Genomic DNA, 22,848 nt, shown 5'->3' with positions numbered 1-22,848 from the left:
TAAATCAACCTTGCGCACAGCTCTTCAACGAAATCATTACGGCCATAAAGAACTCTTAGAGAGAATCTGAATTATCACTCTATCATTTCAGTACACTTCTCTGTATCTCCCTGTATAAGGCATGTATGTGGTATTAATAAATTTTTAATCAATATGTTTATTTGTTATTTTTATCTCAAATAAATAACAGTTAGATTATGATCATATGCGAAAACCTCTTGTTTTCCCATGGTGCTGAGCAACAAAATTATAATTCCGGTGAGTATATCTTTGAAGAAGAGAGTACTCCGAAGTATTATTTGCAGATAAAAACCGGCATGGTAAAAATAAGCAGTTTCCTGGAAGACGGCAAAGAGTTTATTCATTCGATGCCTTTCGATGGTCATTGCCTAGCCGAAAGCTATCTTTTTAGCAATAAGAAATATGCGGTAAATGCGATCGCTGTCACCGATTGTGAAATTATAAAACTTGAAAAAAATAAGCTGATCGAACTTCTTCTGAAAAAGCCACAGCTGATCTTTACTATGTATTCTTATACCGCAGACCGTATGCGCTACAAGCACATTACCTCTGCCCCATTCTCTTTTCAGGATCCGATAACGAAACTAAATCTTATCCTGCATCATGTGAAGAGCAATTTCGGTTTTAATGATAAATTTTCTTTCCATGTTCCTTACACCCGGCAGCAGCTCGCTTCGATCACGGGTATGCGGATAGAAACCGTAATCCGGACCATCAAAAAAATGGAAAAGCAGAATATGCTGAAAATCGACGGCACCAAGATATTTGTATAAAAAAACTGTTGAAACTAAAATTAAATTTAACCACAAAAGCTACAAAAGACAAGTTTAAAAAGTTTTATGAACTCATCAAAGATTTCAAAAGAATAAAAATCAAAGATTTTAAAAAACTATTGGCAACTTCTTCTTTTATAAAAACTGCTTAAGATAGAAATTTCTAATCTTTTGTAGCTTTTGTGGTTAAATAAAAAAGGTTGAACATTCTTAAAATTAAAAATCCTTAACAGCTGATGTTAAGGATTTTAATTGTATATCTCCGAAATTATTTTCCGATCACTTCCGTAATAGGGTTTCCTACATTTCCGCTCGGAAACTGTATTTTCAGTAAAGAGGAAACTGTAGGAGCAATATCCGTCATATAATATGCTTTATTACTTTCACCGTGCTGAATTCCCCAGCCCATGAAGATCAGTGGAATGTGTGAATCGTATGAATTCCAGACACTGTGCGTTGTTCCTGTTTTGGAATACGGCGGAAGCATGGAATCGTGCGATATCAGCTGGATGTCACCGCTTCTCTGCCTGTTGATCCCATTGATGATCCTCTGTTTAATAGGTTCCGGAATGGTGGATTCCTGTACCTTTGTTACTGAAACGGCATACAAATCATCCGGATTATTTTCTATTTCTTTAACGGTAAAGTCTCTTACAACATCCAGATCGAGTTTATTTTCTTTCAGAAGCTTTCTGTCAAAGTAGATCTGGTAATTATCAATTGCATTGATCAGTTTATCCACCCCGAATTTTTCTTTCAGCTTATCGTTCATGGTTTTTTCCATTCCGTCTCCGAAAAAGCCGGTGGTGATTTTATGCTCCTGTAAAAAACCTACGGAATGCGCTCCTCCGTGATCCGCAGAAAGGAATACGGTATATTGCCCTTTTCCGACTTTAGTATCTAAATAATTAAAAAACTGCGCCAGATCCTGATCCAGTCTTAGATAGACATCTTCCACCTCAATAGAGTTGGGACCAAACTTATGACCTGCATAATCCGTTGATGCCAGATTGATGGCGAGCATATCCACCACATCATCACCTCCCAATTTCTCTCCTTCCACCGCAGCTTCCGCCAGCTTCAATGTCAGGGTATTTCCAAAAGGCGTATAGCGGATGTTGTCTTTTTTAACCTTATAATCTGCAGCTAAATTGCTGTAAGGGAAAACCGGAGTTTTTGCACTCCCCAGCAATCCTTCCCAGGCAGAATTGTCCGGTGAGCTTTCTGTGTACTGGCTGATCGGAAGCAGCGTATTCCATCCGTTTGCTACCAGCTTATCCGGCATTTTCTGTGAATTAAAAGATTTCACCCATTGCGGAAGATCATTCATATACCAGCTGCTGGTAATGAAATCTCCGGTAGAATCGTCAAACCAGAAAGCACCGTTCGGAGTATGACCCGCCGGTAAAATGGAAGCTCTGTCTTTGAGCGATACACCAATTACTTTACCCTGAAAATTGGTTGCCATTCTCAATTCATCGGTAACAGTCGTTGACCAAAGGTTTTTCGGAGAATGGCTTCCTGCTGTTGCATTGGTCGTTCCTACCGCTTTTACAGATTCATCGGTGGTACAGTAGACATTTTTGCCCGTTTCCTTGTCTGTCCAGTCATTTCCTGCAATCCCGTGAATGGCAGGAACCGAACCGGTATAGATGCAGGTATGTCCCAATGCCGTCACGGTTGGGACATAAGGGATGTGAACGTTATTCAGAGAATATCCTGTATTTAGTAATCTTTTGAAACCGTCATTGCCGTATTTATTGTAAAAACGGTACAAATAATCCCACCTCATCTGATCTACTACAAGGCCTACTACAAGTTTCGGCCGTTCCAGTTGGGAATTTTTAATCTTCTGCGCGTTGATCGCTGTAAAGGACAAAATAGCTGCCGCGGCGATCGAAATTTTCCTAAGCATTCAGTAAAAATTTTATTGAGGCAAATGTAAGGGTTTTGAGATTTTTGTATGTGAAATTTTATTTAAATTTTACCGCCACGGCATTTTAATTATATTGATTATCCGTTATTAATCATACTCCCTGTTTTACCGCCGGGTTTGAAAGATTTTTATGTAGTTTATGTTTTTAGATTACCTAAAGCCACTTCACTTCTAAAAGATCCCAAGTTTTTTAAGATGATAAATTATGGAGAGTTCAGAGCAAAAAAATATGTAGAAACAGCTTATCAATTTGTTTTTTAAAACTTTAAGGTATGTTATTTGTATGGAGTTTGTTTCAAATTATTTAAATTTGGCAAATATCAAATCACTATTAATACACAACAAATGAAACTTCTCCGACCTTTTATTTTATTCGTTTCCATTCTTTTATTCGCATGGCTTTTCGTCAGCAACATCAACCTGATCAATGTAGCGACCACCCTCAACGAGGCTGAGATCAGCTCTGATATTGACAAAGTAAACAAATCTACGGATATCACCAGCCTTAAGGAATTCACGATTGAAAAAATAAGTTATATGGAAGCCATCAGAAACCGGTTTACTGAAAATGCGATGATCCGGGTAGCCGTGATCTCTGTGCTGATTATTTTGCAGGTGGTGCTGTATGCTACATGCGGTAATATGTTCAGCGCTAAGCAGCCCCGTCGATCAAACTAATTTCAAAGAATATTAACGACTTTCAATACATCAATGGAAATCAGAAAACTTGAAATGCTGACCGGCAATCCAGCCCTTGGATGGGGAGACAACGGCTACACAACCGATAAGATATTTGTGGTGTCTGCTATTGATGCAGGAAACACTTTTGAATTTAACTTACGGGAGAAAAAACAGCCATACACTAAAATCGGGAATATCAATACAGATGATATTCACCGACTGAATTCTATTATCAGTCAGGGTCATTCGTTTGGAGCTTATTACGAAGGTGAACTCATAGGCTGGATTGTTGGTGACTTTCGATCATGGAACAACAGTCTTTTCATTGAAGGTCTTTTAGTAAGCAAAGCCTTCAGAGGTCAGAACATCGCAAGATTACTGATTAAAGCAGTGAACCGTGAAGCGCGGGAGCTGCAATGCAGAATCGTAGAATTGGAAACCCAGAATACCCATTATCAGGCTATTAAATTTTATCAGGAAGCTGGCTTTGCGATAACCGGCATTAACACAAAACTATACAATGATTCTGTGGAAACAGCTTTGTTTATGAGCTTTGATTTAATGAAATAAATATTTTAAGATAATAAGCTTTTTATAATAACTTTCATTCCATATACTCTCCTTTTTTTCTACAATCTGATTCCCCCACGCTGTAATTGCTTCCAGCACAGGAATACATGTCTTCCCAAAATCAGTCAGTGCATACACTACCTTCACCGGAGGTTTTATTCCAAAAACCTGTCTGGAGACCAGTCCGTCTTTTTCCAGTTGTTTCAACTGAAGGCTCAAAGTCATTTCTGTAACTGAATATAATTCTTTCCTAAGCTCGCTATATCGTTTTTCACCGTCTTTAAGATGGTATAGAATAACGGTTTTCCATTTTCCGCCCACAAGATCCATGGCCAGACTTACCGAACATGGATATTTCTTATCACCAATTTTAACATAGTTACCGATGCATTCGTTTTTCATTTTATTAAGACTATCAGATTGGATAGTTATTGCAAATGTATGTAAGGCAGGGTAATTTTGCAACTATCAATTTTATAGTTAAAATAAGTTATTATCATCAGCAACAGAAATTTCATTTAAATAAATATTAGATATGGCCCTAATTATTCTCGGACATCCGAATATTGAACAATCTTTAGCAAACAAAACCATCATCAAAGAACTTGAGCAAAGCGATCTTGAAATTGAAATCCGAAGTCTAGCCCAGTTATACCCGGATTACAAGATTGATATAAAAGCGGAGCAGGAAGCTTTATTAAAACATAAAAACATTGTTTTCCAATATCCCGTGTACTGGTATAATATGACTGCGATCTTAAAACTCTGGTTTGACATGGTTTTAGAATACCAATTTGCCTACGGTTCAAAAGGAGACAAATTAAAAGGGAAGAATTTCATTCCCAGTTTCACCGTAGGAGCCCCGGAAAGCGAATATCATACATTGGGAGAGCATCATTTCAGAGTCTATGAATTCTGCAAAAATCTGGAACAAACCGCTTATTATACGCAAATGAATTATATAAATCCTTTTTATTTTCACGGAACCTCGATCAATGCAGGTTATACGGAAGAAAATGTAAAAGAGAGAGCAAGGGAGCAGGCAAAAAGATTGATAAGCCTATTGCATTCGTTTGAATGAACCCCTCAACAAACAAAATTTGAACTGTACAACAAAATGTAAACTTCAAATAAATCTCAACTTTGTGCTGTAAAATGTAAATACAATGGAAAACGCACAGACAAAGAAAACCGTTTTGGTAACGGGAGGAACAGGGTTTTTAGGAGTTCATACTATTCTTCAGCTATTACAACAAGGATACGAAGTAAGAACCACCCTTCGTTCATTCACGAAAAAAGACAACATCATCAAAGCACTGGAAGAAGGCGGAATTTCAGATTTTTCTCATCTTACTTTTTTTGAAGCCGATCTTACGAGTGACAACAACTGGAATGAAGCCATAAAAGGCTCTGATTATGTCCTGCATGTAGCCTCTCCTTTTCCGGCACAGGATCCCAAAGACGAAAATGAATTAATCATTCCGGCAAGAGACGGCGCTTTACGGGTATTGAAAGCCTCTCGGGATGCCAATGTAAAAAAGGTGGTTTTGACTTCTTCTTTCGCAGCAGTCGGATACAGCAAAAATATAAAAGATCATATTTTCACAGAGGAAGACTGGACGGATGTGAATATTGAGCTTCCGGCCTACATCAAATCAAAAACCGTTGCTGAAAAAGCCGCATGGGATTTCATCAAAAATGAAGGAAACAGACTGGAACTGTCGGTCATTAACCCTGTAGGAATTTTTGGACCTGCGCTTGGAGGAATTACTTCTGCTTCTCTGGATATTGCCGTTTCTGGAATTCTGAACGGGAGTATGGAATATACTCCAACTTTCACAATGGGAGTTGTAGATGTTCGGGATGTTGCGGATATTCATATTAAAGCCATGTTAAGCCCTGATGCAGCTGGGCAACGTTTTATTGCAACTGCAGATGGGGTGATGAGCTTCTATGATGTTGCGGAGTTATTTAAAAAAGAAAGGCCGGAATACACCACCAATATTAAAAAACTTGAACCCATCAGCAAAGAATTTTACAAAGAAATGTCGAATCAAAAAGCAAGAACCATTCTGCACTGGAATCCGAGAAGCCGGGAAGAAGCTTTACTGGCTAGTGCTGATAGTCTGATGGCAGGTTCATAGATTTAGCTTATATTTAATTTTAAAAGACCGGGAAGTTGAATTTATTCCAGAGAATCAATATTCTTTAGCGAATTTTTCACGGTCTTGATTGATTTATTTCTTTCGTATCACAACAAAGGAAAATTATTAAAATGAAGTTCAACAATCTGCAATCTTGTCATTTAGGACCCGAAATATCTCCTGAGCAGTTTATCCCTGAGCATTTCTTTTTGTTTTTGCTTAAAGGTTCGATGGTTGCTTACGACGGTCATAATCATTACAATATGAATCCCGGAGATTATTGTATTGCAAGGAAAAACCACCTGGTCCGCTATACAAAATATAAAGATGATGGAAAGTTTGAAAAGGTAATCATTACTTTTGATGAACCTTTTTTGAGGAAATTCCTGGAACGGCATCCTTACGTTGCCGAAGCAACAGATTACAATGATTCATTTCTATTCATAAAAGAAGATATTCTGGTCAAAAATTTTGTACACTCGCTGGAACCGTATTATAACGGAACTGAAAAACTGGATGATGACTTTGTCGATATCAAACGTGAAGAGCTGTTAATGATTTTACTGAAGAACAATCCTGATCTGAAAGATATATTATTTAATTTCAATATTCCTCATAAGATCGATCTGGAATACTTTATGAATCAGAATTATAAATTCAATATCAGCCTGGAACGTTTTGCTTTCATGACCGGAAGAAGTTTATCTACTTTCAAAAGAGATTTTAAAGCGCTTTTCAATACAGCTCCCGGGAAATGGCTCATTAAAAAACGTCTTCAGGAAGCGTATTTTCTTTTAGATAAAGAGTATAAAAAGCCAAGCGACATTTATCTTGATCTGGGGTTTGAGGATCTATCGCATTTTTCCTTTGCCTTTAAAAAAGAATTTGGTGTTTCGCCTTCGGAAGTTGGAAAGGCATGATTCAACATTTCAGGTATATAAATTTATGAAATACTGAAACAGTTGCAGTACCAAAAGAAGCCGCGCCCTTCGGGCGCGGCTTCCATATATAAGATATATATATAAAGTTTTATCATTAAAACTTCAAATCTCCATTCACTTCTCTCACTGCATTGGCAGCTTCAGCGAATTTCAATTGCTCTTCAGCCGTAAGGGTTACGTTTACGATTTTTTCCACACCATTTGCTCCGATAATCGCCGGAACACCAAGGCAGATATCATTTTGTCCGTATTCACCTTCAAGCATTAAAGAACAAGGAATCATTTTTTTCTGATCGCAGGCAATTGCCTGAACCATCACAGAAACCGCAGCGCCCGGTGCGTACCATGCAGAAGTTCCTAATAATTTAGTGAGGGTTGCACCTCCTACTTTTGTTTCTTCGATTACATATTTTTGTTGCTCAGCATCAAGAAATTCAGTTACAGGAACTCCGTTTCTTGTTGCTTTGCTCAATAGAGGAAGCATTCCTGTATCACTGTGGGCAGCGATTACCATTCCGTCTACGTCAGAAATTGGAGCTTCCAACGCTTCAGCCAATCTGTATTTGAATCTTGCAGAATCCAACGCACCACCCATTCCTATGATCTTGTGCTTAGGAAGACCTGAAGTTTTATGTACAAGGTAAGCCATTGTATCCATTGGGTTGGAAACCACGATGATGATTACCTCCGGAGAATGTTTTACTAAGTTTTCGGTAACGTCTTTTACGATTCCTGCATTAATACCGATCAGCTCTTCTCTCGTCATTCCCGGTTTTCTTGGGATACCTGAAGTAATAACGGCTACATGAGAACCTGCAGTTTTGCTGTAATCTCCTGTTGTTCCGGTAATTTTTGTATCGAATCCGTTAAGAGATGCTGTCTGCATCAAATCCATTGCCTTACCTTCAGCAAACCCTTCTTTAATGTCTACTAAAACTACTTCTGAACAGAAGTTTTTCATTGCGATGTATTCTGCACAGCTTGCACCTACAGCGCCTGCACCTACTACAGTTACTTTCATAATATATACTTTTTATATTGTTTATTAATTTGTCATTACAGAACCTTACGGTTTCATTTTGATTTATTTTTTGAATTGCTTCTTTTTTAAAATTGAAAGCTCCCAAATTTAACAATTCCTGAAAAATTGAGCAATCTTTCAGGAATTTAATTATCTTTAAAAATGTTATTTAGAATGTAAAAGAAGATTAATTGACATTCAGCAGGAAGGTGTACAGTTTTTTCGCCCCCGACAACACTTCAGCATATTGCTCTTCATGAAATTCTGTATCGAGAACTTCTTTAAAATCTTTCCACATGGCACCCGTATTTTCATGATAGCAGCCAAAGAAATTGAAAGTCACACCATCAAAACCTTCTGTTCTGGAAAGTTGTTTGGCGATAACATTTCCGCCTAAGGTAGAACCTTCTATCACGTACATAGCGCCAAAAGCTTCACATTCATTCATAAATTCCAGTTCGTGTGAAGCAGTACTATTTTTCAATGCCAGACTTTTAAGGTCTTCCTCAATCAAAGGAAGTTTTTTTCTGTCATTAAGCTGAAGTTTTTCTGAGAATTTTTCAGAAAGTTTACCAAAGATCTTGTCTTCCGAATGAAGAAGCATCATATAATTGGTAATTATTATTTTTCTATAATCTTCAAACGTAAATGTTTTATTGAAAATTTTTTGTGAATTAAATAGCTTTTCGGCAGCATCATGATATTCTGCCGTATTTTGTTTTAGATATTCTGATATCGTCATAAGGATTTAAATAGTCCCGTATTTACGGTTTTTTAAATGTTAAAATAAATGATGTGCCATTGGGGCTGCTTTCATAGTCTACACTTCCTCCAATTCTTCTCATAATTCTGTGAACAATTGACAATCCCACTCCATTTCCTTTGAACTTTTTGGCATTGTCCATTCTGTTGAAAATTTTAAACATCTTATGTTTATTCTCCTTTGGAATACCAATTCCGTTGTCTGAAATTCTGTAGATGACCATATCGCCGTCTTCAATGCCTTCAATCACAATCTTAGGACTTTCCTGTTGCGAAGAATATTTAATAGCGTTGTTGATGATATTTAAAAACGCCTGGTGTAACATGGTTTTATCAGCAAGAACTTCAGGACATTCTTTGATAACAACCTCACTGGCCGGAGTTCCGAAAGTGATTTTTGCGTTCTCAATAATCTTTTCAATGGTTTGATAGGTCTCAAGGCTTTCCAGCTGAATTTCACTGTGCTTTGCACGGCTCAACTGTAACACATCATGCATCATTTCTGCCATACTGTCGATCTCTTCAATGATGGAATTGATCTTATTGCGGGTTTTTTCCGATGGATCCGTAAGTGTTTTGAGCAGCATCTGTGCATTCAGCTTCATGACGGTCAGCGGAGTCCCCAGGTCATGGGAAATCGTGTAAGAAAAACTGTCAAGCTCTTCATTTACCTTCTTAAGCTCATCATTGAGCCTTTTGATCGTATTGTAATTTTTATGTGAAGTTTCTAAGATCAGATCGCGTACAACCTGCAGCGCAGCAACATTTCTGGAATTCCATCGCTTGGAATTACCTTTTATATCTTCCGTAAAAATCTTAAAAGACGTTCTCGGGGAAACCATCTTTTTTTCCTCTCCGTCACGGTAGATTACTTCAATTTTCTTTTTAGGATTTCCGGCCCAGTCGATATGTTCATCAAATTCTTTTCTGAACCAGATAAGGACATTATTTTTACTTCTTTCCACAAAATAGATCACTACACCGGCAGCCCTTTCGTCCAGCCCTAGCTCTTTTCCATGATCTTTCAGGAAACTGCGGCTGAGATAAATGCTGTCTTCCGTGTACTGATGCGCCCATTGGGTGATTTTTTCGATAGTGGCAACATCGGGTGTGCTTCCTTCCGTGACAATTTTTTCCTCGGCAATAACGGCCAAACCATCTGCTTCAAGAAAATCTCTGATCTCCGCTTTATTTTCCGTTAAAGAATCAAATAAGCTGTTGTATTTTAAGAATTCCGTTTTTAAATGAGCAGATTTTTCATTCAGCTTCAGACGGTAATTCAGTTCATTTTTTGATTTAAAAGATGAGTAGGCATTTGAAGCCAATGCCGTGAAAATCCCGGCCTGCACTCTGTCTTCAAGGTCGATATGCTTCGGTTGGGAATTCTGGCAGGTAACCAGACCCCACAGATAATCATCAATAATAATTGAAATACTGAAACTTGAAGAAGCTCCAGAGTTTTTAATGTATTGTCCGTGGATAGGCGACATCCCCCGGGAAGTACTGTATGTAAGATCGATGCTTTCCAGGTTTTTGCTTAAAAGCGGTACCGGTTCCGAATATACATTGCTGAAAATTCTTTTTCTTTTTTTAAGATAAAGTTCCCTCGCCTGTATCGGGATGTCAGATTCGGGATAATGAAGTCCCAGATAGCTTTCAAGATTATCGTTGGTTTTTTCGGCGACTACTTTCCCGGATCCGTCCATCATGAATTTGTACACCATCATACGGTCGTAATTCACGATTTTCGATAAGGTGTTCAAAAGCAGATCCCATATCTCCTGATCATTATCTACAATATAAAAATTATCATATTTATTGGAAATCTGTTTATGGGGATTAACCAGAACTTTTTCAAATTCAAGAAAGATATTGCTCTTGCTTCGGAAAGCGGATAAATGATATTGCTTGTCTTCGATAAAAATTTTATCAAAAAAAAGTTTCGTTTTCTCTCCTGGTGAAATTCGGAAGAGAGCGATAAATATCGGAATTAACGACAGTTTCGAAAACTTCAGGAAAGTCTGTAAGCTTTTTATCGAAAAGCTTTTCCGGGCTTTCGATTTTAAAAATATCCTCGATATTCTTGCTGAAAAAAGTGATGGAATGAGATTCTGCGTCGATGCCAATCAGATAGCCAAAACTTTGTATATAGCCCGGAATATGGATAGGCTCTTCATGACACTCTACAAAATTCATATTATACTTTGATCAATCAAATATAGAGAAATTTTTAAACCTGTGGTAGTTTTTTTCAAAGAAACGCATACCACAAAAAAACACTCTCTAATCCCTCTGAATAAGGGTATTTTGAAGCAATTACAAAGAGTTTGGCCTCTTAAATCGCAACATTATATTGTTCCGGAAATCAAAAAATTCACTTAAAAAGATATTTAGTTTACCGGTCTCTTTTTTTATCAGCCACGAATTTTCCACATAGCTGTGAATTGATTTTGAAAAAAGCTGAAATATTTAAAAGAAATTACACTTCTTTTTCAAAATACAGCATATAATATTTTCCGTGCTCATCCTCTCCCTGTGCAATTTTTTTCCGGTCTCCGTGAATATAGATATGGAAGTTTTTATCTAATTTGATAATACTTTTAAAATGCCTCTGCGTTTTTTTCACGGCAGCTTCACTGATCGGAAATTCTTCAGCGATATTGATCTGCATATCCTGTTCGTAATCTGTCTTAAAATTATTAAAACTCTCGATCACATGCTCGTCACCCAGAACTTCGCTCGCAAATTCATCCAGCTTAAATTCTTCTTTTTCTTTGAAAAAATTGATTGATTTATTTAAAAAATCGGCCTGGTCTGCTTTGGAAACTTCAAATTCCTGAGGCAATTGTTTGGTAATGTAATCTTTGTACACCATCAAAGCTTCCTGAGTATGAAAATATTCGTCGTCACGCTGTTTTACCTTTAAAAAATCCTCAAACCAGTAATACATATCTCCATTTTTATTGTTGTCTACAACAGAAAGTATATACCCGGTTTCTTTATCATTATTGTAGATCAAGGCCGCCTTATCAATTTTTGAAAGACTGATTCCCTGATCCTTTTCAATTTCAAAGTTCTCTTCCTGAGGAGAAATTTTAAGGAAAGATTCTCTTTTTTCAGTTTTAAAGATTCCGATTTTATCTACTTTTTCTGTTCCTTCTCTTTCGTCTTCAAAGTAAACAATAAATAATTCTCCACCCTGAACTCTCGGGTTTTCAGCGGCTTCAAAAAGATGTTTTGCGATATTTTCGGATTCCCACATAAACTTGGCCTTGTCCTCAAAAATCTCGGACACCGAACTGTACACCGGATTATTGACCAGATAAGAATCGCTGTAGAAATGGAATGTTTCTTCAGATTTGAAAGATCCTAAAAAGTAATTTTCAAGCAGCTCTGCCATTCCTTCATCCAGCTGTAGTTCTTCCTGAGAAAGCATTAAAGATTCTCCGTTGATTTTATTTCCTACTCTGTGTACTACGATTTTTGAAAACATCTCCTGAATATTTTTGGACTGCAAAGATATTAATTAAATCAGACAATCAATACTATTTCATTCTGATAAAAGACTTATCATTCTGACACGTTTTTTTGTTTTAAATAAAATCAAATAAATTCACAACTATTTAAATATCAAATATTTAATTCAAAATAAATTCTAAAGGAATACAATTGGCATCATGATTCTCAAAACATACAGATATGGACCTAAAGACATTAAACAGAATAGATACGCTGAGAAGATCAAAAAGTAAAGGACCGGCAACTCCGAAATGGCTGAAGCCTTATCACCTTTTACTGATGGCATTTCTGGCCGTTTTTATTTTCGGAGCAACCATAAAATTTTTAGAATTGAATTAATATGAATTATTTAGAAGCCACCCAAGAAATTGCAGAGGTAATTCCTGACATTGAGAATGAACTTATTAAGGAAAACAGAATTCAAAGTCCTTATCATACTATCCAGACATTTACGGAAAGAATTAAAATAATGATCCGCCAGAACGACAGAAATCTTTTATTTAAATGTCTGAAAAAAGTGAATACAATATACGCAAACGGCGATAATGTCATGAAAAATGCGATAGAGAATACTTTCATTTATTCGCTGGACAATTTTACCGTTTTCTGTAGCGAAGAATACCGGAAAATGATTTTCTCCTGCATTTCAGAAGATCTGAGAAAGATGTATAGCCGGCAGATTTACTGTCATGGCATATGATTTATTACATTTTTTAAGACTTTCATTACAGAAATACAAAACAACATAAAAATTAAATCTATTAAAAATCAGAAGAATATGAAAACAAAAGTAAGAAGAATCTCTGACTGGAAAACGTGTAAAACTACGGTGGAAAGGCATAATATTGAGATTTTGGCCACTCATATTGCAGTGATTGTCGGAGTATTTATTTTTGCAGCCTGTCTCTAAACTTTGGTACAGTTTTCGTGTCAATAAAAATGCTCGAAAATATTAATTATGATGAATGCACAGATGCAAAAGATTAATCAAAAAATTGCTGTTGAATATCTAAAGTTTTTTTACCCGCGACTTCGCACCGAAATTACACAATTGTCTATACAGGATAATTTTGCAGGAGTGATCCAAAGTACGATCAATTATCTGAAAAACCTGCTGATGGAATCAAGAATCAATATTATTTCCCATCACATCAAACTGATGGATATGATCTACAAAAATGGCGATTCTTATGTGCGGGATATGATTGAAAATCTTTTCGTGAGATCATTTGAAAGCTTTAAAAAGCATGCTAAAATACAGCACTGGAAACTTCTCTATCAATATATGCCTATAAATTTTCAGTTGATCTATAACGATCAGCGGAAACAGGATAAAATATTTTTTGGAAAATAATATACCGTTTAAAAAGAATCGGCGAAACCAAAGGTTTCGCCGATTCTCGTTAGTTTTTCTTCATAAAAACTTCTTTTACCGTTTGAAGTTCTTTGGTATTCATCCCGGAAGATTTTTTTAAGTTTTGCAGCAAACATATCCACTTCCTCACCCGTTGAAGGGCAACCGAGATTTTCATTTTTATCGTTGAAAGAATCGGCGAGAACTTCACCTTTCGGATTGATAACCAGCCAAAACGGAAGTCCGGCATCTTTTCCTTTGTACTTGTCCATCAATTCTTCGCCACCCGGGTTTTCAAGCTTTTTCTTGTCGCCCATTTCCTGAACGTCTACGTACGCCGTAACGAATTTCTTTTCAAAAATAGGCTTTGTTTCCGGAAGGTTCATATTCTTTTCCATGACGTGGCACCATTTGCACCAAGAGGCGTGAAAAATAAGAAGTACATTTTTATTCTTTGCTTTGGCTTCAGTAAGCGCTTTGTTAAGAACAACATCTGCTTTTTCCTGAGCAAAATTGAGCTGAAACAGTAATAATCCTGCTATCAAAAGTATTTTTGAAAATTTCATTTGAATGATTTTTAAATTAATTCATACGAATGTAAACTTTTTCCGGCTTACCGTAAAAATATTTTTTTTATAGCTTGAGTTTAACCAAAAAAATTTAACAATGAACATTAAAAATTCATCACCAATCCTGCTCCAAAATTTTTAGATTCTAAAACAGGATAAATAAATGTGAAATTCTTAGATTCTTTTTTTATTAAAAATTTTATTAATGACAGGAAACAACCAATAAGCCAACTCTGTACTTAAAATCCCGAATCCGGCGCCTGCAACAACATCTCCGACCCAGTGTTTATCATTCAGGGTACGGTAAACTCCTGTAAAAACGGCAACAGGATATCCCGAAATCGCCAGCCAGAAATTCTCATCTTTATATTCCCTGAAAAGAAATTGAGCTGAAGAAAAAGCCGCGGCCGTATGTCCCGAAGGAAATGAAAGAGCATTTGAACCATCCGGGCGCTCTTCTTTTACCATATGCTTTAAAGGTAGCACAAAAGCTGCGGATATTAATTGTGATGTTCCGTATATAATTGTTCTGTCTTTAAGATTATGTTTTCCTTTAATCCCTGCGAGATTGTATCCATAAACCATCACTGCCGGAAGATATTGCGTATAATTATCCAGTTTAATATGTTTCGGCTGATGTTCTCCTATTTCATATTTGGTGGATCTGTTAAGATCTTTAAGCGCATCAGAAGTTAAGCTTACCACGCCATATGCTATGAAAATTGTCGGTACAATCAGTTTTTTATAATTGGGTCTGTAAATATCATCCTTGTAATTGGAAATATTTTCTACAGATCCTGAAGAATCTGCTTTAACCTGTCCGAAGCATATTCCCGAACAGATTAAAGCAGCTAGTGCTATTAGTTTCATTGGCTTTTTATTTGAATCTTACATTTAATGAAATAATATCAGACTTCATTCCCACAGATTTTGTATAATGACCATACCGGATTTCCAGCATATTGAGTCGTTCTATACCAAACAGTCCGTTCTTTGGGCTGATCCGGATTCCTGCTCCGTAAAAATGACTGTCAAATTTCGACAGGTCATAATTGCTGGTATAAAAATCATCAAACGCCGTATGCTGCTGATAAGGAGCAAAATATTTGGCGGCCGTCTGAGAATAATATCTGTAAAACGGACTTACCGACAAAAACGGGGAAATCTTCACAGGCGTTTCCAGACTGAATGTATTTGATTTCAAGCCCCAGTCGTCAGTATAGTACCGATAATAAGCTCTCAGAATCACTTTATCCCCGAGAAAATAATTAGCTCTTACCCCCAACGGTATTTTGAATCTTTTATCCGGTAAAGCTTCCTGGTGAACAGAATTATCACTAAAATAAACTCTGTGAAAAGGCAAACTTAAATATCCCGTCTGCTGAACTCCGTCTGCCAGAAACTCAACCTGAAAATTCTGATTGATAATCTGTGAATAAGACAAAGACAATGCAAATGTATTTCTTCCGCTACTTCCGTAATTTTCGTGTTCACCGCCGGTATTTCCATTGGCTCGCAGTTCAATAGGAGCAATAAGTTTTACCTGGTCCAGATATGCCTGAAATTTTGCGGTAAATTCTCCCATCCTGTTCTTTGTTTTTTGAGAAAACCCGATATTCGCACCAAAAGACTGATAATCAAACTCTCCGGAATAAGAAACGCCGGCCATTAATGTTGTGCCTTTGCTTTCATTTTCACGGCTCCAGCTCAATGCAGGATAAATTCTGGTATCGGCATGAGAAGCAGAAGAATTCGCCTTCAGGTCAATCATATCAGAAGATGCCGATGTATAATGATCGATTCCTACACTAAGTCCGAATTTGTTTTTTCTGTCTTTTTTGTCATATTTTACCATGGTTACATCGATGGTATTGGAGATGTCTGTCAGTTTTTCAGTTCCGATTCCGCCTGTCACTGCGGAGTTGTTTCCGTTTTGCCTGTAATAGCTGGAAACTAAGTTTGCTTCATCCAAAGTCAGTTTCTTTGGCTGTTCATTGCCTGTATTTTCCTGCGCTTTTGCATTAAAAATCCCGATAAGAGTAACGATGCTTATTATAATTTTTTTCATTTTTAAATTTTTACAATTACCCCTGGTTTTAATTACACCCGCAGCCACCTCCTACTTTTCCTGCATTGGCTCCTGAAGAACCTTCTCTGTAAGATTGAAAACTGAGTTCGGTTTTTTCAATGGTTCGGTTGCCAAGTACCATTTCGGCATCGTTAAGTTTATTTTTTTCGTATTCTTTTACGGTTGTGCAGGACTGCACTGAAATAGTTACGGCCGATACACAAATCGCCGCGATTATTTTTATGAATTTTTTCATTTTGATTTCTTTTTTTAATCAAACACATCTTTACCATCAGCAATTAATTCATTTGAATTAAGCTTATTAAGCAAAAAACTAATTTTTAATGTTACAATCTGATGTGTTCTTTTCTAGGTTAATTCTTTAAATTGATATTCTGTGATGAGTAAATTCTGTCCTGATCGTCGATAATGATACATTCCAGATGATTGATCTGATTGACCATATTGAGTGCAGCATCAATTCCCATAATACTTACGGGAGTTGCCATTGCATCGGCAATTTCTGCGTTGGGACAAAAAATCGTTACACTTTTCACGCCTGAAACAGGCATTCCTGTTTTGGGATTAATGGTATGAGAATATTTTTTACCGTTGATGACGACAAATTTTTCGTAATTCCCGGAAGTTGCGACGGCCATATCTGTGATGTTCATATAGGAAAACGGCCGTTTGGAGTTGTCAGGATCGGCAATTCCGACCGTCCAGGGTTTTCCGTTGGCCTGATTTCCCCAAGTCGTAAGATCTCCTGAAGCATTGACAATTCCTGAAACGACTCCCCGATTCTGAAGCATGCGTTTTGCCATTTCTGCGGCGTAGCCTTTTCCGATTCCTCCAAAACCGATCCGCATTCCTTTTTCCTTTAGAAAAACAGTCTGGTTTTTCCGGTCAAGAATAATATTTTGATAATCAACCAGTTTCAAATGCTTTTTAATCACATCAGGATCAGGAAGCTGTTTCATTTCTTTGTCGAAATTCCAGAAACTTTTGTCAATTCCACCATAGGAAATATCGAAATATCCGTCTGTAATTTTACTGATTCTGAGGCTTCTTTCGATCAGATCAAAGATTTCCCAGTCAACTTTTACGGCTTTTATTCCGGCATTTTTGTTGATGAGATTGGTCTGGCTTTCATCACTGAAAGTAGTGAGCAGCTTTTCTATTCTCCGGATTTCCTCAATGGCAGCATCAATATGACTGTTTGCGGTCTTTTCATCATCACTTACAACGGTAATTTCAAAAGCATTCCCCATGAGTTTTTGAGGTCTTTTGAATTCTTTCAACATACTCTTACAGTTTTTGATTTTCCTTGATATCCCGAATTTCTTTTACGAAAGCCGTTGCATTTTCAGACGGTAAACCCTCCCAGCTTTTCAGGATCTTCCCATCGGAATTCAGTAAAATCGTATAAGGAAATATCCCTTTCGGATTGTACTGATCAGCAAGAGAAGCGTTTTCCTTTTTCAGCTCGGGAGAAAGCTGGTTTTTCTTATTTCTGGGAAAATCTGCATTGATGTACACCATTACATTCTCGGTTTCAAGTTTTTTAAATTCATCTGTTCCGATAATGTTTTTATGAAGTTTAATGCACGGAATGCACCAGTCTGAGCCGGAAAAATTGAGCAAAATAAGTTCTTTGTTTTGTGAAGCCTGTTTTTTTGCATTCTCCAAACGGCTCTGAGCCTGAATGCCAACAGCGAATACAACCATTACTATGGCTGAAAATATTGTTTTCATTATTTTAAAATTTATAATGAGTTTGTAATTATAATATGCCGGTTTTATTTAAACCGGATCATGAAAATTGCATTATGAAAACGAATATTTCGGAGGCTCCCAGGCAGTTCTTAAAAAACCTTTGTAACAGAATTTGTCATTTTTTGAAGGTATTTTCCTGGACTTTATCTGTTTAAAATGATCTTTCTTAAGTTCAAAGTGAAAAGTGTCTCCAACAATAAAAATCAATGCCAGCGGTGTTGTATGAATGATAAAAGGCAGTTTCTGATCTTTGCCATAATCACCGTCTTTCACGGGATTTTCATAGTGGGTTTTCAGAAATGCAGTAAGAGACATTTCCGGATTGAGTTTTTTATGCTCGTAATAATGTTCTATCAAAGTCGGTATTTTCAGCAACTGATACAATTCGGTTGTAGAAACCAAATACAGAGACAGCAACAATATGGAAATCAACTTTTTTCACAGATCAAAATTATAAAATAATTGATTAAGAATGATTATTTTTTTTCAAGTTTAATGATTTCTTGCGCAAAGCCTTTTTATCAGTTTATAAATTTCAAACCAAAGCACAGAAATGGCGGCAACAAGTAATGCCAATCCCAGTTCTTTTATGGTAAGAGGAGTTACACTGAAGAATCGTGAAACCGGACTTACATAAAGAATGATAAACATCAATACGAGAACCAGTCCCGAAATTCCCGCAAGTAAAAAGTTGCGGTTTTTAAAACTCTCCAATACACTGTAATAGAAAGAGCGGTTTACCAGACTCAGTAATATATTGGCAAATATGAGTGTACAGAAAACCAATGCCCTGGTTTTTTCTTCATTATTTTCATGATTAACAGAATATTGATACATCCATAATATCCCCGCTGTAATGATAAATCCCTGAATAATACTTACCATAAGTTCCTTCCAGTTCAGAAACGTATCTGTAAGTTTTCTGGGAGGTTTTTTCATTGCATTTCTTTCAATGGGTTCATTTTCATAAACAATAGAACACGTAGGTCCCATGACCAGCTCAAGAAAAATGACGTGTACAGGAGTAAATATATGCGGAAATACCCACCCCAGAAACAGCGGTAAAGAAACCGTAAGTATGATCGGAATATGAATCGAAATGATATACTGAACGGCTTTTTTTATGTTGGCATAAATTCTACGTCCGGCAGCAATTCCGATAACCAGTTTTTCAAGATCATCATTCGTAATCACGAGTGCGGCGGCTGATTTGGCGATTTCAGTTCCTTTATTTCCCATGGCTACGCCTATATGGGCGGCTTTTAAGGCAGGACCGTCATTCACGCCATCGCCGAGCATTGCCACTACATCTCCCTGCGCTTTCAGGGCATTGATCACGTTAAGCTTTGCTTCAGGAAACATTCTGGTAAACAGTGTTGTATTTCGAGAAAGCTTCATCAGATCTTCTTCCGAACTTGCAGTTATTTCACTTCCATTTACGGCAGGAGCATTGTTTTTAATCCCGGCCTGCAGGGCGATAGCTTGTGTTGTATCTGCATTATCTCCTGTAATAACTTTTACTTTAATACCTGCATCATAAATATGCTGAAATACTTTTTCTATTCCTTTTTTGGGAGGATCATAAAATACCGTCAGTCCTAAAAAATCAAAACTGAAATCCTGCTGTTTTTCAGGGAAATTATTTCCTTCAAAATGAGATTTGGCAACACCGAGAACCCGGTAGCCCTGTTGCCCGAATTCTTTTATCACCGTTCTTATTTTATCCCTTTCTTGTGCTGAAAGCCTGGAAACACTAATGATGGCTTCAGGAGCCCCTTTGGCCGCAACAATCCGATTCTTTTGTTCATTTTCAAAAAGATGGGTCATCATAGGAGGTTTTCCTTCCAGAGGATATTCATGGAATAGCTGATAGTCTTTTCTTTTATCGGGATTCTGCGTTTTCTCGTAAATCTTATGCAGGGTTATTTCCATGGGATCAAACGGAACGGGTTCGCTGCTCCACATGGCATAATCAATAAGTTCGTTCAGTTTTTCCGATTGAAATTCTTCCTGTTCATAAACTTTATCAGAACGGTAATCATACAGATGTTTCAGCTGCATAGAGTTTTCGGTTATCGTTCCTGTTTTATCGGTACAGATTACCGTAACACTGCCGAGAGTTTCCACAATACTGCTTCGCTTGATGATGATTCCGTCGCGCATGAGTTTCCAGGCACCTAAAGCCATAAAGGTCGTAAAAGCAACAGGAATTTCTTCAGGAAGTACAGACATTGCTAAGGTAAGTCCGCTCAATAAGCTGACGACAAAGTCTCCTGTTTTAATAAAACTGAAAACACATACTGCCAGAAAAATAATCAGCCCGATAATCGCCATTCCTTTTACAAAATTTCTGATCTGAAGCTGTAGAGGCGATATTTCTTCTTTGATATTCAGTATAGACTGCCCTATTTTACCTACCCTGGTTTCTTTTCCGATGCTTTCCACTTCAAAAACGGCCAGTCCTGAAACGGTGATTGTTCCGCTATAGACCTTATTATCTTCCGATCCGCTGTCCTTGAAAACAGAAAAACTTTCTCCTGTAAGTGAAGATTCATTAACAGAAAAATCATTACTATGTACAATTTTCCCATCAGCGTTGATGAGGCTTCCTTCTTCGGTAATGCAAAGATCCCCCACAGCTATTTCAAAAGTGGGAATTTCGATAATTTTTGAATTCCGGATTACTTTACTCAATGGTTCATTGAGCTTTTCAAGTTCTTCCAGAGCTTTTTTTGCTTCGGTTGTCCTGATAAAAAGAAATTGCGGTAACTCCTACGATAGCTGCCAACATGAATAAAGCTTCTCCGTAATCCCCAATAATCACATAGATAAGAGAAACGCAGATAAGGAGAATAAGCATCGGCTCTTTCAGAATGTTAATGAGCAGGCTCATCCACGTTTCTTTTTTAACCGTTTCCAATCGGTTATATCCGTATTTTTCTCTGGAAACTGCTACTTCAGCTTCTGTAAGACCTTTTAAATCTTCCGGTATATTAGTCATGCGAAATGGATATAGTATTAAAATTACTGAATGTTTTTGTTTTAGCAGAATATTCTTTCTGTTTTTTTAACATCCTATTATTCAATGTGTTTTTTCACTTCATTTACCCACTGTTCAATTTCAGCTTTTTCGACATCAGAAAGTTTTGCGTTGTGATGGATGAGTGTATAAGAAGTCAGCGGCATTTCTCCGCTTCGGACAGTTTCTGCGATCTCATCCAGTTTCTTCAGTTTTTTCTCTTTAGAATAGGTATTAAATTCATCAAAATTCAAATGCCTTTTCCCTGAATTCACATGATCTGCCAGCCACCATTTTACTGGCTGGATATTGTTATACGCCGGATAAACCGTCGTATTGGAATGACAGTCATAACAGCTTGTTTTTAATAATTTCCGCACATGATCCGTCACAGCATGATGTTTTTCAATGGCATTTTCTGAAGGAGTGGTGGCTATGTTTTTTTCAGCATCAAAGAACTGAATAATGATCAGTAACACGATAATGAAACCGGCTCCTGCTTTTATTAAAGATGATGTTTTCATTTTTTTAAATTTAATTGTTTAATTTTTTTCTTATTCGCCCTCGGTATTTTTGAGTTTCATGAGAAGTGTATAAGCATTCCTGATGACTATTTTTTTATGTTTAAAATCATTAAAATTGACGATCTGAACGAATCCGTTTTCTGTTTCGCCCAACGTAATGGGAGTCAGTCTGTAGGTTTGCTTTTTATCTTCCACAAAAACAAAGTCTTTTCCTTCAAAATTGACGATACTTTCTTCAGGAACCGCATTGGAAAAAGAGGTACTTGTTTCTATTTCAGCATTCATATACATTCCCGGAACAAGACTCTGATCGTATTTTTCAAAATGACAGTGTACTTCAGCCCAGCCACCGGGATTGATATCCTTGCTGATGAGCAGGATTTCACCATAATACTTTTTATCAGGTTCGGCATTGGTATAGGCCGCAAACCGTTGTCCTTTGTTCAGATTCTCCAGATCCTTTTCATATACTTTCAGGTTGAGATGAATATCATCCGGATTAATGAGCTCAAAAAGCACGTCAGACGGATTTACATATTTACCGATATTCACATTTACTTTACTCACAAACCCATTGATGGTGCTGTAAACAGGAACACTCTTCTTAATATTCCCGGAATTAAGAGATTCCGGACGGATATTGATGAGACGGAGCTGCTGCGCCAGAGAATTCATTAAAATTTTCTGACTGTTCATTTCCGATTGTGCCTGCTGCATCACCTTATCGCTGGTAGCCTGGCTTTGATTAAGCGTTTTTTGGCGGTTATAATCCAGTTGTGCAAAATGCATTTTAGATTTTGCCATCAGATAATCCTGCTGAAGCTGAATAAACTGTGGATTTTCGATAACAGCAATCACCTGACCTTTTGAAACCGGTTTTCCCGGAAGCAAGCTGCTCGATTTAAGATACCCGCCTAATGGAACACTCACAGAAACAAGATTTTGTGGCGGAACATCAATCATTCCATTAAGTTTTAAAACCGAAGAAATATTATGTAAAGAAAGCGTTGTTGTTTCTATGGGCGCGTTTCTCAGCTGAGCGTCGGTTAAAGTAACCACATTTTCATCCTGCGGAATATTTTTTTCCTGATTCAGTGCTTCTTGCTTTTTACACTGAATGAATATAAAAAGGCTGATTAATAATGTATATATTGAAATTGATTTCATTTT

At 37.1% G+C, this 22,848-nt stretch carries 27 protein-coding genes and 1 pseudogene; 11 read left to right on the top strand and 17 right to left on the bottom strand.

Translation table 11 applies throughout. The annotated features are described in order from the left end of the window. The first annotated feature begins 197 nt into the window (after window positions 1-197). Together AAHI02_RS18000 and AAHI02_RS17995 are read left to right on the top strand one after the other, a co-directional pair. Window positions 198-794, top strand: a complete 597-nt coding sequence (locus AAHI02_RS18000) for a Crp/Fnr family transcriptional regulator (RefSeq protein WP_346984426.1) — start codon at window positions 198-200, stop codon at window positions 792-794. Between the two features lie 8 nt (window positions 795-802). Then, the gene (locus AAHI02_RS17995) at window positions 803-946 is read left to right on the top strand and encodes a hypothetical protein (RefSeq protein WP_346984425.1); all 144 of its coding nucleotides are present in this window, start codon (window positions 803-805) and stop codon (window positions 944-946) included. Window positions 947-1,062: 116 nt separating this feature from the next. On the opposite strand, the gene pafA is transcribed toward AAHI02_RS17995, so the two are convergent. Further along, a complete protein-coding gene (gene pafA / locus AAHI02_RS17990) occupies window positions 1,063-2,709 on the bottom strand; it encodes an alkaline phosphatase PafA (protein WP_346984424.1) in 1,647 nt (548 codons plus the stop codon). Window positions 2,710-3,075: 366 nt separating this feature from the next. Here pafA and AAHI02_RS17985 point away from each other — a divergent pair, with 366 nt between their 5' ends. After that, the gene (locus tag AAHI02_RS17985; protein WP_346984423.1) at window positions 3,076-3,408 is read left to right on the top strand and encodes a hypothetical protein; all 333 of its coding nucleotides are present in this window, start codon (window positions 3,076-3,078) and stop codon (window positions 3,406-3,408) included. 33 nt (window positions 3,409-3,441) lie between these two features. After that, entirely contained in the window at window positions 3,442-3,981 is a 540-nt protein-coding gene (locus AAHI02_RS17980) for a GNAT family N-acetyltransferase (protein WP_346984422.1), read from the top strand. Here the strand turns inward: AAHI02_RS17980 and AAHI02_RS17975 are convergent. Continuing rightward, entirely contained in the window at window positions 3,970-4,383 is a 414-nt protein-coding gene (locus AAHI02_RS17975; RefSeq protein WP_346984421.1) for a helix-turn-helix domain-containing protein, read from the bottom strand. The genes AAHI02_RS17980 and AAHI02_RS17975 overlap by 12 nt on opposite strands. Window positions 4,384-4,516: 133 nt before the next feature. Here AAHI02_RS17975 and AAHI02_RS17970 point away from each other — a divergent pair, with 133 nt between their 5' ends. The 3 genes from AAHI02_RS17970 to AAHI02_RS17960 all read left to right on the top strand — a co-directional run bounded on the left by AAHI02_RS17970 (window position 4,517) and on the right by AAHI02_RS17960 (window position 7,045). After that, window positions 4,517-5,062 (top strand): NAD(P)H-dependent oxidoreductase, encoded by a 546-nt coding sequence (locus tag AAHI02_RS17970; RefSeq protein ID WP_346984420.1) that lies wholly within the window; start codon window positions 4,517-4,519, stop codon window positions 5,060-5,062. 85 nt (window positions 5,063-5,147) lie between these two features. Continuing rightward, window positions 5,148-6,125, top strand: coding sequence for an aldehyde reductase (locus AAHI02_RS17965; protein WP_346984419.1), 978 nt, complete (start codon window positions 5,148-5,150; stop codon window positions 6,123-6,125). 131 nt (window positions 6,126-6,256) lie between these two features. Further along, window positions 6,257-7,045 (top strand): AraC family transcriptional regulator, encoded by a 789-nt coding sequence (locus tag AAHI02_RS17960; protein ID WP_346984418.1) that lies wholly within the window; start codon window positions 6,257-6,259, stop codon window positions 7,043-7,045. A gap of 115 nt (window positions 7,046-7,160) precedes the next feature. Here the strand turns inward: AAHI02_RS17960 and AAHI02_RS17955 are convergent, their stop codons facing one another. The 5 genes from AAHI02_RS17955 to AAHI02_RS17935 form a co-directional block, all read right to left on the bottom strand. Beyond that, the gene (locus AAHI02_RS17955; RefSeq protein ID WP_346984417.1) at window positions 7,161-8,087 is read right to left on the bottom strand and encodes a malate dehydrogenase; all 927 of its coding nucleotides are present in this window, start codon (window positions 8,085-8,087) and stop codon (window positions 7,161-7,163) included. Window positions 8,088-8,274: 187 nt separating this feature from the next. After that, window positions 8,275-8,829 carry a biliverdin-producing heme oxygenase gene (locus AAHI02_RS17950; protein WP_346984416.1) on the bottom strand — a complete coding sequence of 185 codons (555 nt, stop codon included), beginning with the start codon at window positions 8,827-8,829 and terminating at the stop codon, window positions 8,275-8,277. A gap of 22 nt (window positions 8,830-8,851) precedes the next feature. Beyond that, window positions 8,852-10,591 (bottom strand): ATP-binding protein, encoded by a 1,740-nt coding sequence (locus AAHI02_RS17945; RefSeq protein ID WP_346984415.1) that lies wholly within the window; start codon window positions 10,589-10,591, stop codon window positions 8,852-8,854. 187 nt (window positions 10,592-10,778) lie between these two features. Further along, window positions 10,779-11,045, bottom strand: coding sequence for a hypothetical protein (locus AAHI02_RS17940; RefSeq protein ID WP_346984414.1), 267 nt, complete (start codon window positions 11,043-11,045; stop codon window positions 10,779-10,781). A 283-nt stretch (window positions 11,046-11,328) separates the two neighbouring features. Next, entirely contained in the window at window positions 11,329-12,342 is a 1,014-nt protein-coding gene (locus AAHI02_RS17935) for a nucleoid-associated protein (RefSeq protein ID WP_346984413.1), read from the bottom strand. 206 nt (window positions 12,343-12,548) lie between these two features. Here AAHI02_RS17935 and AAHI02_RS17930 point away from each other — a divergent pair, with 206 nt between their 5' ends. The 4 genes from AAHI02_RS17930 to AAHI02_RS17915 all read left to right on the top strand — a co-directional run bounded on the left by AAHI02_RS17930 (window position 12,549) and on the right by AAHI02_RS17915 (window position 13,722). Continuing rightward, window positions 12,549-12,707, top strand: coding sequence for a hypothetical protein (locus AAHI02_RS17930; protein ID WP_346984412.1), 159 nt, complete (start codon window positions 12,549-12,551; stop codon window positions 12,705-12,707). Between the two features lies 1 nt (window position 12,708). Beyond that, a complete protein-coding gene (locus tag AAHI02_RS17925; RefSeq protein ID WP_346984411.1) occupies window positions 12,709-13,068 on the top strand; it encodes a hypothetical protein in 360 nt (119 codons plus the stop codon). 78 nt (window positions 13,069-13,146) lie between these two features. Beyond that, entirely contained in the window at window positions 13,147-13,278 is a 132-nt protein-coding gene (locus AAHI02_RS17920; RefSeq protein WP_346984410.1) for a hypothetical protein, read from the top strand. A gap of 48 nt (window positions 13,279-13,326) precedes the next feature. Beyond that, window positions 13,327-13,722 carry a hypothetical protein gene (locus tag AAHI02_RS17915; RefSeq protein ID WP_346984409.1) on the top strand — a complete coding sequence of 132 codons (396 nt, stop codon included), beginning with the start codon at window positions 13,327-13,329 and terminating at the stop codon, window positions 13,720-13,722. Window positions 13,723-13,730: 8 nt separating this feature from the next. Here the strand turns inward: AAHI02_RS17915 and AAHI02_RS17910 are convergent, their stop codons facing one another. The 10 genes and pseudogenes from AAHI02_RS17910 to AAHI02_RS17865 all read right to left on the bottom strand — a co-directional run bounded on the left by AAHI02_RS17910 (window position 13,731) and on the right by AAHI02_RS17865 (window position 22,845). Further along, complete coding sequence (locus tag AAHI02_RS17910) at window positions 13,731-14,288, bottom strand: thioredoxin family protein (RefSeq protein WP_346984408.1); 558 nt, start codon at window positions 14,286-14,288, stop codon at window positions 13,731-13,733. A gap of 177 nt (window positions 14,289-14,465) precedes the next feature. Beyond that, complete coding sequence (locus AAHI02_RS17905; protein WP_346984407.1) at window positions 14,466-15,161, bottom strand: phosphatase PAP2 family protein; 696 nt, start codon at window positions 15,159-15,161, stop codon at window positions 14,466-14,468. Window positions 15,162-15,168: 7 nt separating this feature from the next. Next, a complete protein-coding gene (locus tag AAHI02_RS17900) occupies window positions 15,169-16,359 on the bottom strand; it encodes a DUF3570 domain-containing protein (RefSeq protein WP_346984406.1) in 1,191 nt (396 codons plus the stop codon). Window positions 16,360-16,387: 28 nt separating this feature from the next. Beyond that, a complete protein-coding gene (locus AAHI02_RS17895; RefSeq protein WP_346984405.1) occupies window positions 16,388-16,615 on the bottom strand; it encodes a DUF4266 domain-containing protein in 228 nt (75 codons plus the stop codon). A gap of 118 nt (window positions 16,616-16,733) precedes the next feature. After that, the gene (locus AAHI02_RS17890) at window positions 16,734-17,663 is read right to left on the bottom strand and encodes an FAD:protein FMN transferase (protein WP_346984404.1); all 930 of its coding nucleotides are present in this window, start codon (window positions 17,661-17,663) and stop codon (window positions 16,734-16,736) included. A gap of 4 nt (window positions 17,664-17,667) precedes the next feature. Beyond that, a complete protein-coding gene (locus tag AAHI02_RS17885) occupies window positions 17,668-18,114 on the bottom strand; it encodes a thioredoxin family protein (RefSeq protein WP_346984403.1) in 447 nt (148 codons plus the stop codon). 72 nt (window positions 18,115-18,186) lie between these two features. Next, a complete protein-coding gene (locus AAHI02_RS17880) occupies window positions 18,187-18,567 on the bottom strand; it encodes a hypothetical protein (protein ID WP_346984402.1) in 381 nt (126 codons plus the stop codon). Window positions 18,568-18,627: 60 nt separating this feature from the next. After that, window positions 18,628-21,136 (bottom strand): annotated as a pseudogene (locus AAHI02_RS17875) (cation-translocating P-type ATPase). Between the two features lie 77 nt (window positions 21,137-21,213). Further along, the gene (locus tag AAHI02_RS17870; RefSeq protein WP_346984401.1) at window positions 21,214-21,678 is read right to left on the bottom strand and encodes a heme-binding domain-containing protein; all 465 of its coding nucleotides are present in this window, start codon (window positions 21,676-21,678) and stop codon (window positions 21,214-21,216) included. A gap of 30 nt (window positions 21,679-21,708) precedes the next feature. Further along, complete coding sequence (locus AAHI02_RS17865; protein ID WP_346984400.1) at window positions 21,709-22,845, bottom strand: efflux RND transporter periplasmic adaptor subunit; 1,137 nt, start codon at window positions 22,843-22,845, stop codon at window positions 21,709-21,711. Between the last annotated feature and the right edge of the window lie 3 nt (window positions 22,846-22,848).

This window comes from Chryseobacterium sp. POE27 (assembly GCF_039727685.1).
In the GTDB taxonomy this organism is placed as follows: domain Bacteria; phylum Bacteroidota; class Bacteroidia; order Flavobacteriales; family Weeksellaceae; genus Chryseobacterium.
Note: the sequence above shows the minus strand (reverse complement) of the source record. Positions and strands in the feature narration are given on the sequence as shown.

Excerpts from the sequence above, each read along its gene's own strand:
- AAHI02_RS18000 (WP_346984426.1), top strand. The coding sequence starts at position 198 with ATGATCATATGCGAAAACCTCTTGTTTTCCCATGGTGCTGAGCAACAA.
- pafA (WP_346984424.1), bottom strand. The coding sequence starts at position 2,709 with ATGCTTAGGAAAATTTCGATCGCCGCGGCAGCTATTTTGTCCTTTACA.
- AAHI02_RS17985 (WP_346984423.1), top strand. The coding sequence starts at position 3,076 with ATGAAACTTCTCCGACCTTTTATTTTATTCGTTTCCATTCTTTTATTC.
- AAHI02_RS17980 (WP_346984422.1), top strand. The coding sequence starts at position 3,442 with ATGGAAATCAGAAAACTTGAAATGCTGACCGGCAATCCAGCCCTTGGA.
- AAHI02_RS17975 (WP_346984421.1), bottom strand. The coding sequence starts at position 4,383 with ATGAAAAACGAATGCATCGGTAACTATGTTAAAATTGGTGATAAGAAA.
- AAHI02_RS17970 (WP_346984420.1), top strand. The coding sequence starts at position 4,517 with ATGGCCCTAATTATTCTCGGACATCCGAATATTGAACAATCTTTAGCA.
- AAHI02_RS17965 (WP_346984419.1), top strand. The coding sequence starts at position 5,148 with ATGGAAAACGCACAGACAAAGAAAACCGTTTTGGTAACGGGAGGAACA.
- AAHI02_RS17960 (WP_346984418.1), top strand. The coding sequence starts at position 6,257 with ATGAAGTTCAACAATCTGCAATCTTGTCATTTAGGACCCGAAATATCT.
- AAHI02_RS17955 (WP_346984417.1), bottom strand. The coding sequence starts at position 8,087 with ATGAAAGTAACTGTAGTAGGTGCAGGCGCTGTAGGTGCAAGCTGTGCA.
- AAHI02_RS17950 (WP_346984416.1), bottom strand. The coding sequence starts at position 8,829 with ATGACGATATCAGAATATCTAAAACAAAATACGGCAGAATATCATGAT.
- AAHI02_RS17940 (WP_346984414.1), bottom strand. The coding sequence starts at position 11,045 with ATGAATTTTGTAGAGTGTCATGAAGAGCCTATCCATATTCCGGGCTAT.
- AAHI02_RS17935 (WP_346984413.1), bottom strand. The coding sequence starts at position 12,342 with ATGTTTTCAAAAATCGTAGTACACAGAGTAGGAAATAAAATCAACGGA.
- AAHI02_RS17930 (WP_346984412.1), top strand. The coding sequence starts at position 12,549 with ATGGACCTAAAGACATTAAACAGAATAGATACGCTGAGAAGATCAAAA.
- AAHI02_RS17925 (WP_346984411.1), top strand. The coding sequence starts at position 12,709 with ATGAATTATTTAGAAGCCACCCAAGAAATTGCAGAGGTAATTCCTGAC.
- AAHI02_RS17920 (WP_346984410.1), top strand. The coding sequence starts at position 13,147 with ATGAAAACAAAAGTAAGAAGAATCTCTGACTGGAAAACGTGTAAAACT.
- AAHI02_RS17915 (WP_346984409.1), top strand. The coding sequence starts at position 13,327 with ATGATGAATGCACAGATGCAAAAGATTAATCAAAAAATTGCTGTTGAA.
- AAHI02_RS17910 (WP_346984408.1), bottom strand. The coding sequence starts at position 14,288 with ATGAAATTTTCAAAAATACTTTTGATAGCAGGATTATTACTGTTTCAG.
- AAHI02_RS17905 (WP_346984407.1), bottom strand. The coding sequence starts at position 15,161 with ATGAAACTAATAGCACTAGCTGCTTTAATCTGTTCGGGAATATGCTTC.
- AAHI02_RS17900 (WP_346984406.1), bottom strand. The coding sequence starts at position 16,359 with ATGAAAAAAATTATAATAAGCATCGTTACTCTTATCGGGATTTTTAAT.
- AAHI02_RS17895 (WP_346984405.1), bottom strand. The coding sequence starts at position 16,615 with ATGAAAAAATTCATAAAAATAATCGCGGCGATTTGTGTATCGGCCGTA.
- AAHI02_RS17890 (WP_346984404.1), bottom strand. The coding sequence starts at position 17,663 with ATGTTGAAAGAATTCAAAAGACCTCAAAAACTCATGGGGAATGCTTTT.
- AAHI02_RS17885 (WP_346984403.1), bottom strand. The coding sequence starts at position 18,114 with ATGAAAACAATATTTTCAGCCATAGTAATGGTTGTATTCGCTGTTGGC.
- AAHI02_RS17870 (WP_346984401.1), bottom strand. The coding sequence starts at position 21,678 with ATGAAAACATCATCTTTAATAAAAGCAGGAGCCGGTTTCATTATCGTG.
- AAHI02_RS17865 (WP_346984400.1), bottom strand. The coding sequence starts at position 22,845 with ATGAAATCAATTTCAATATATACATTATTAATCAGCCTTTTTATATTC.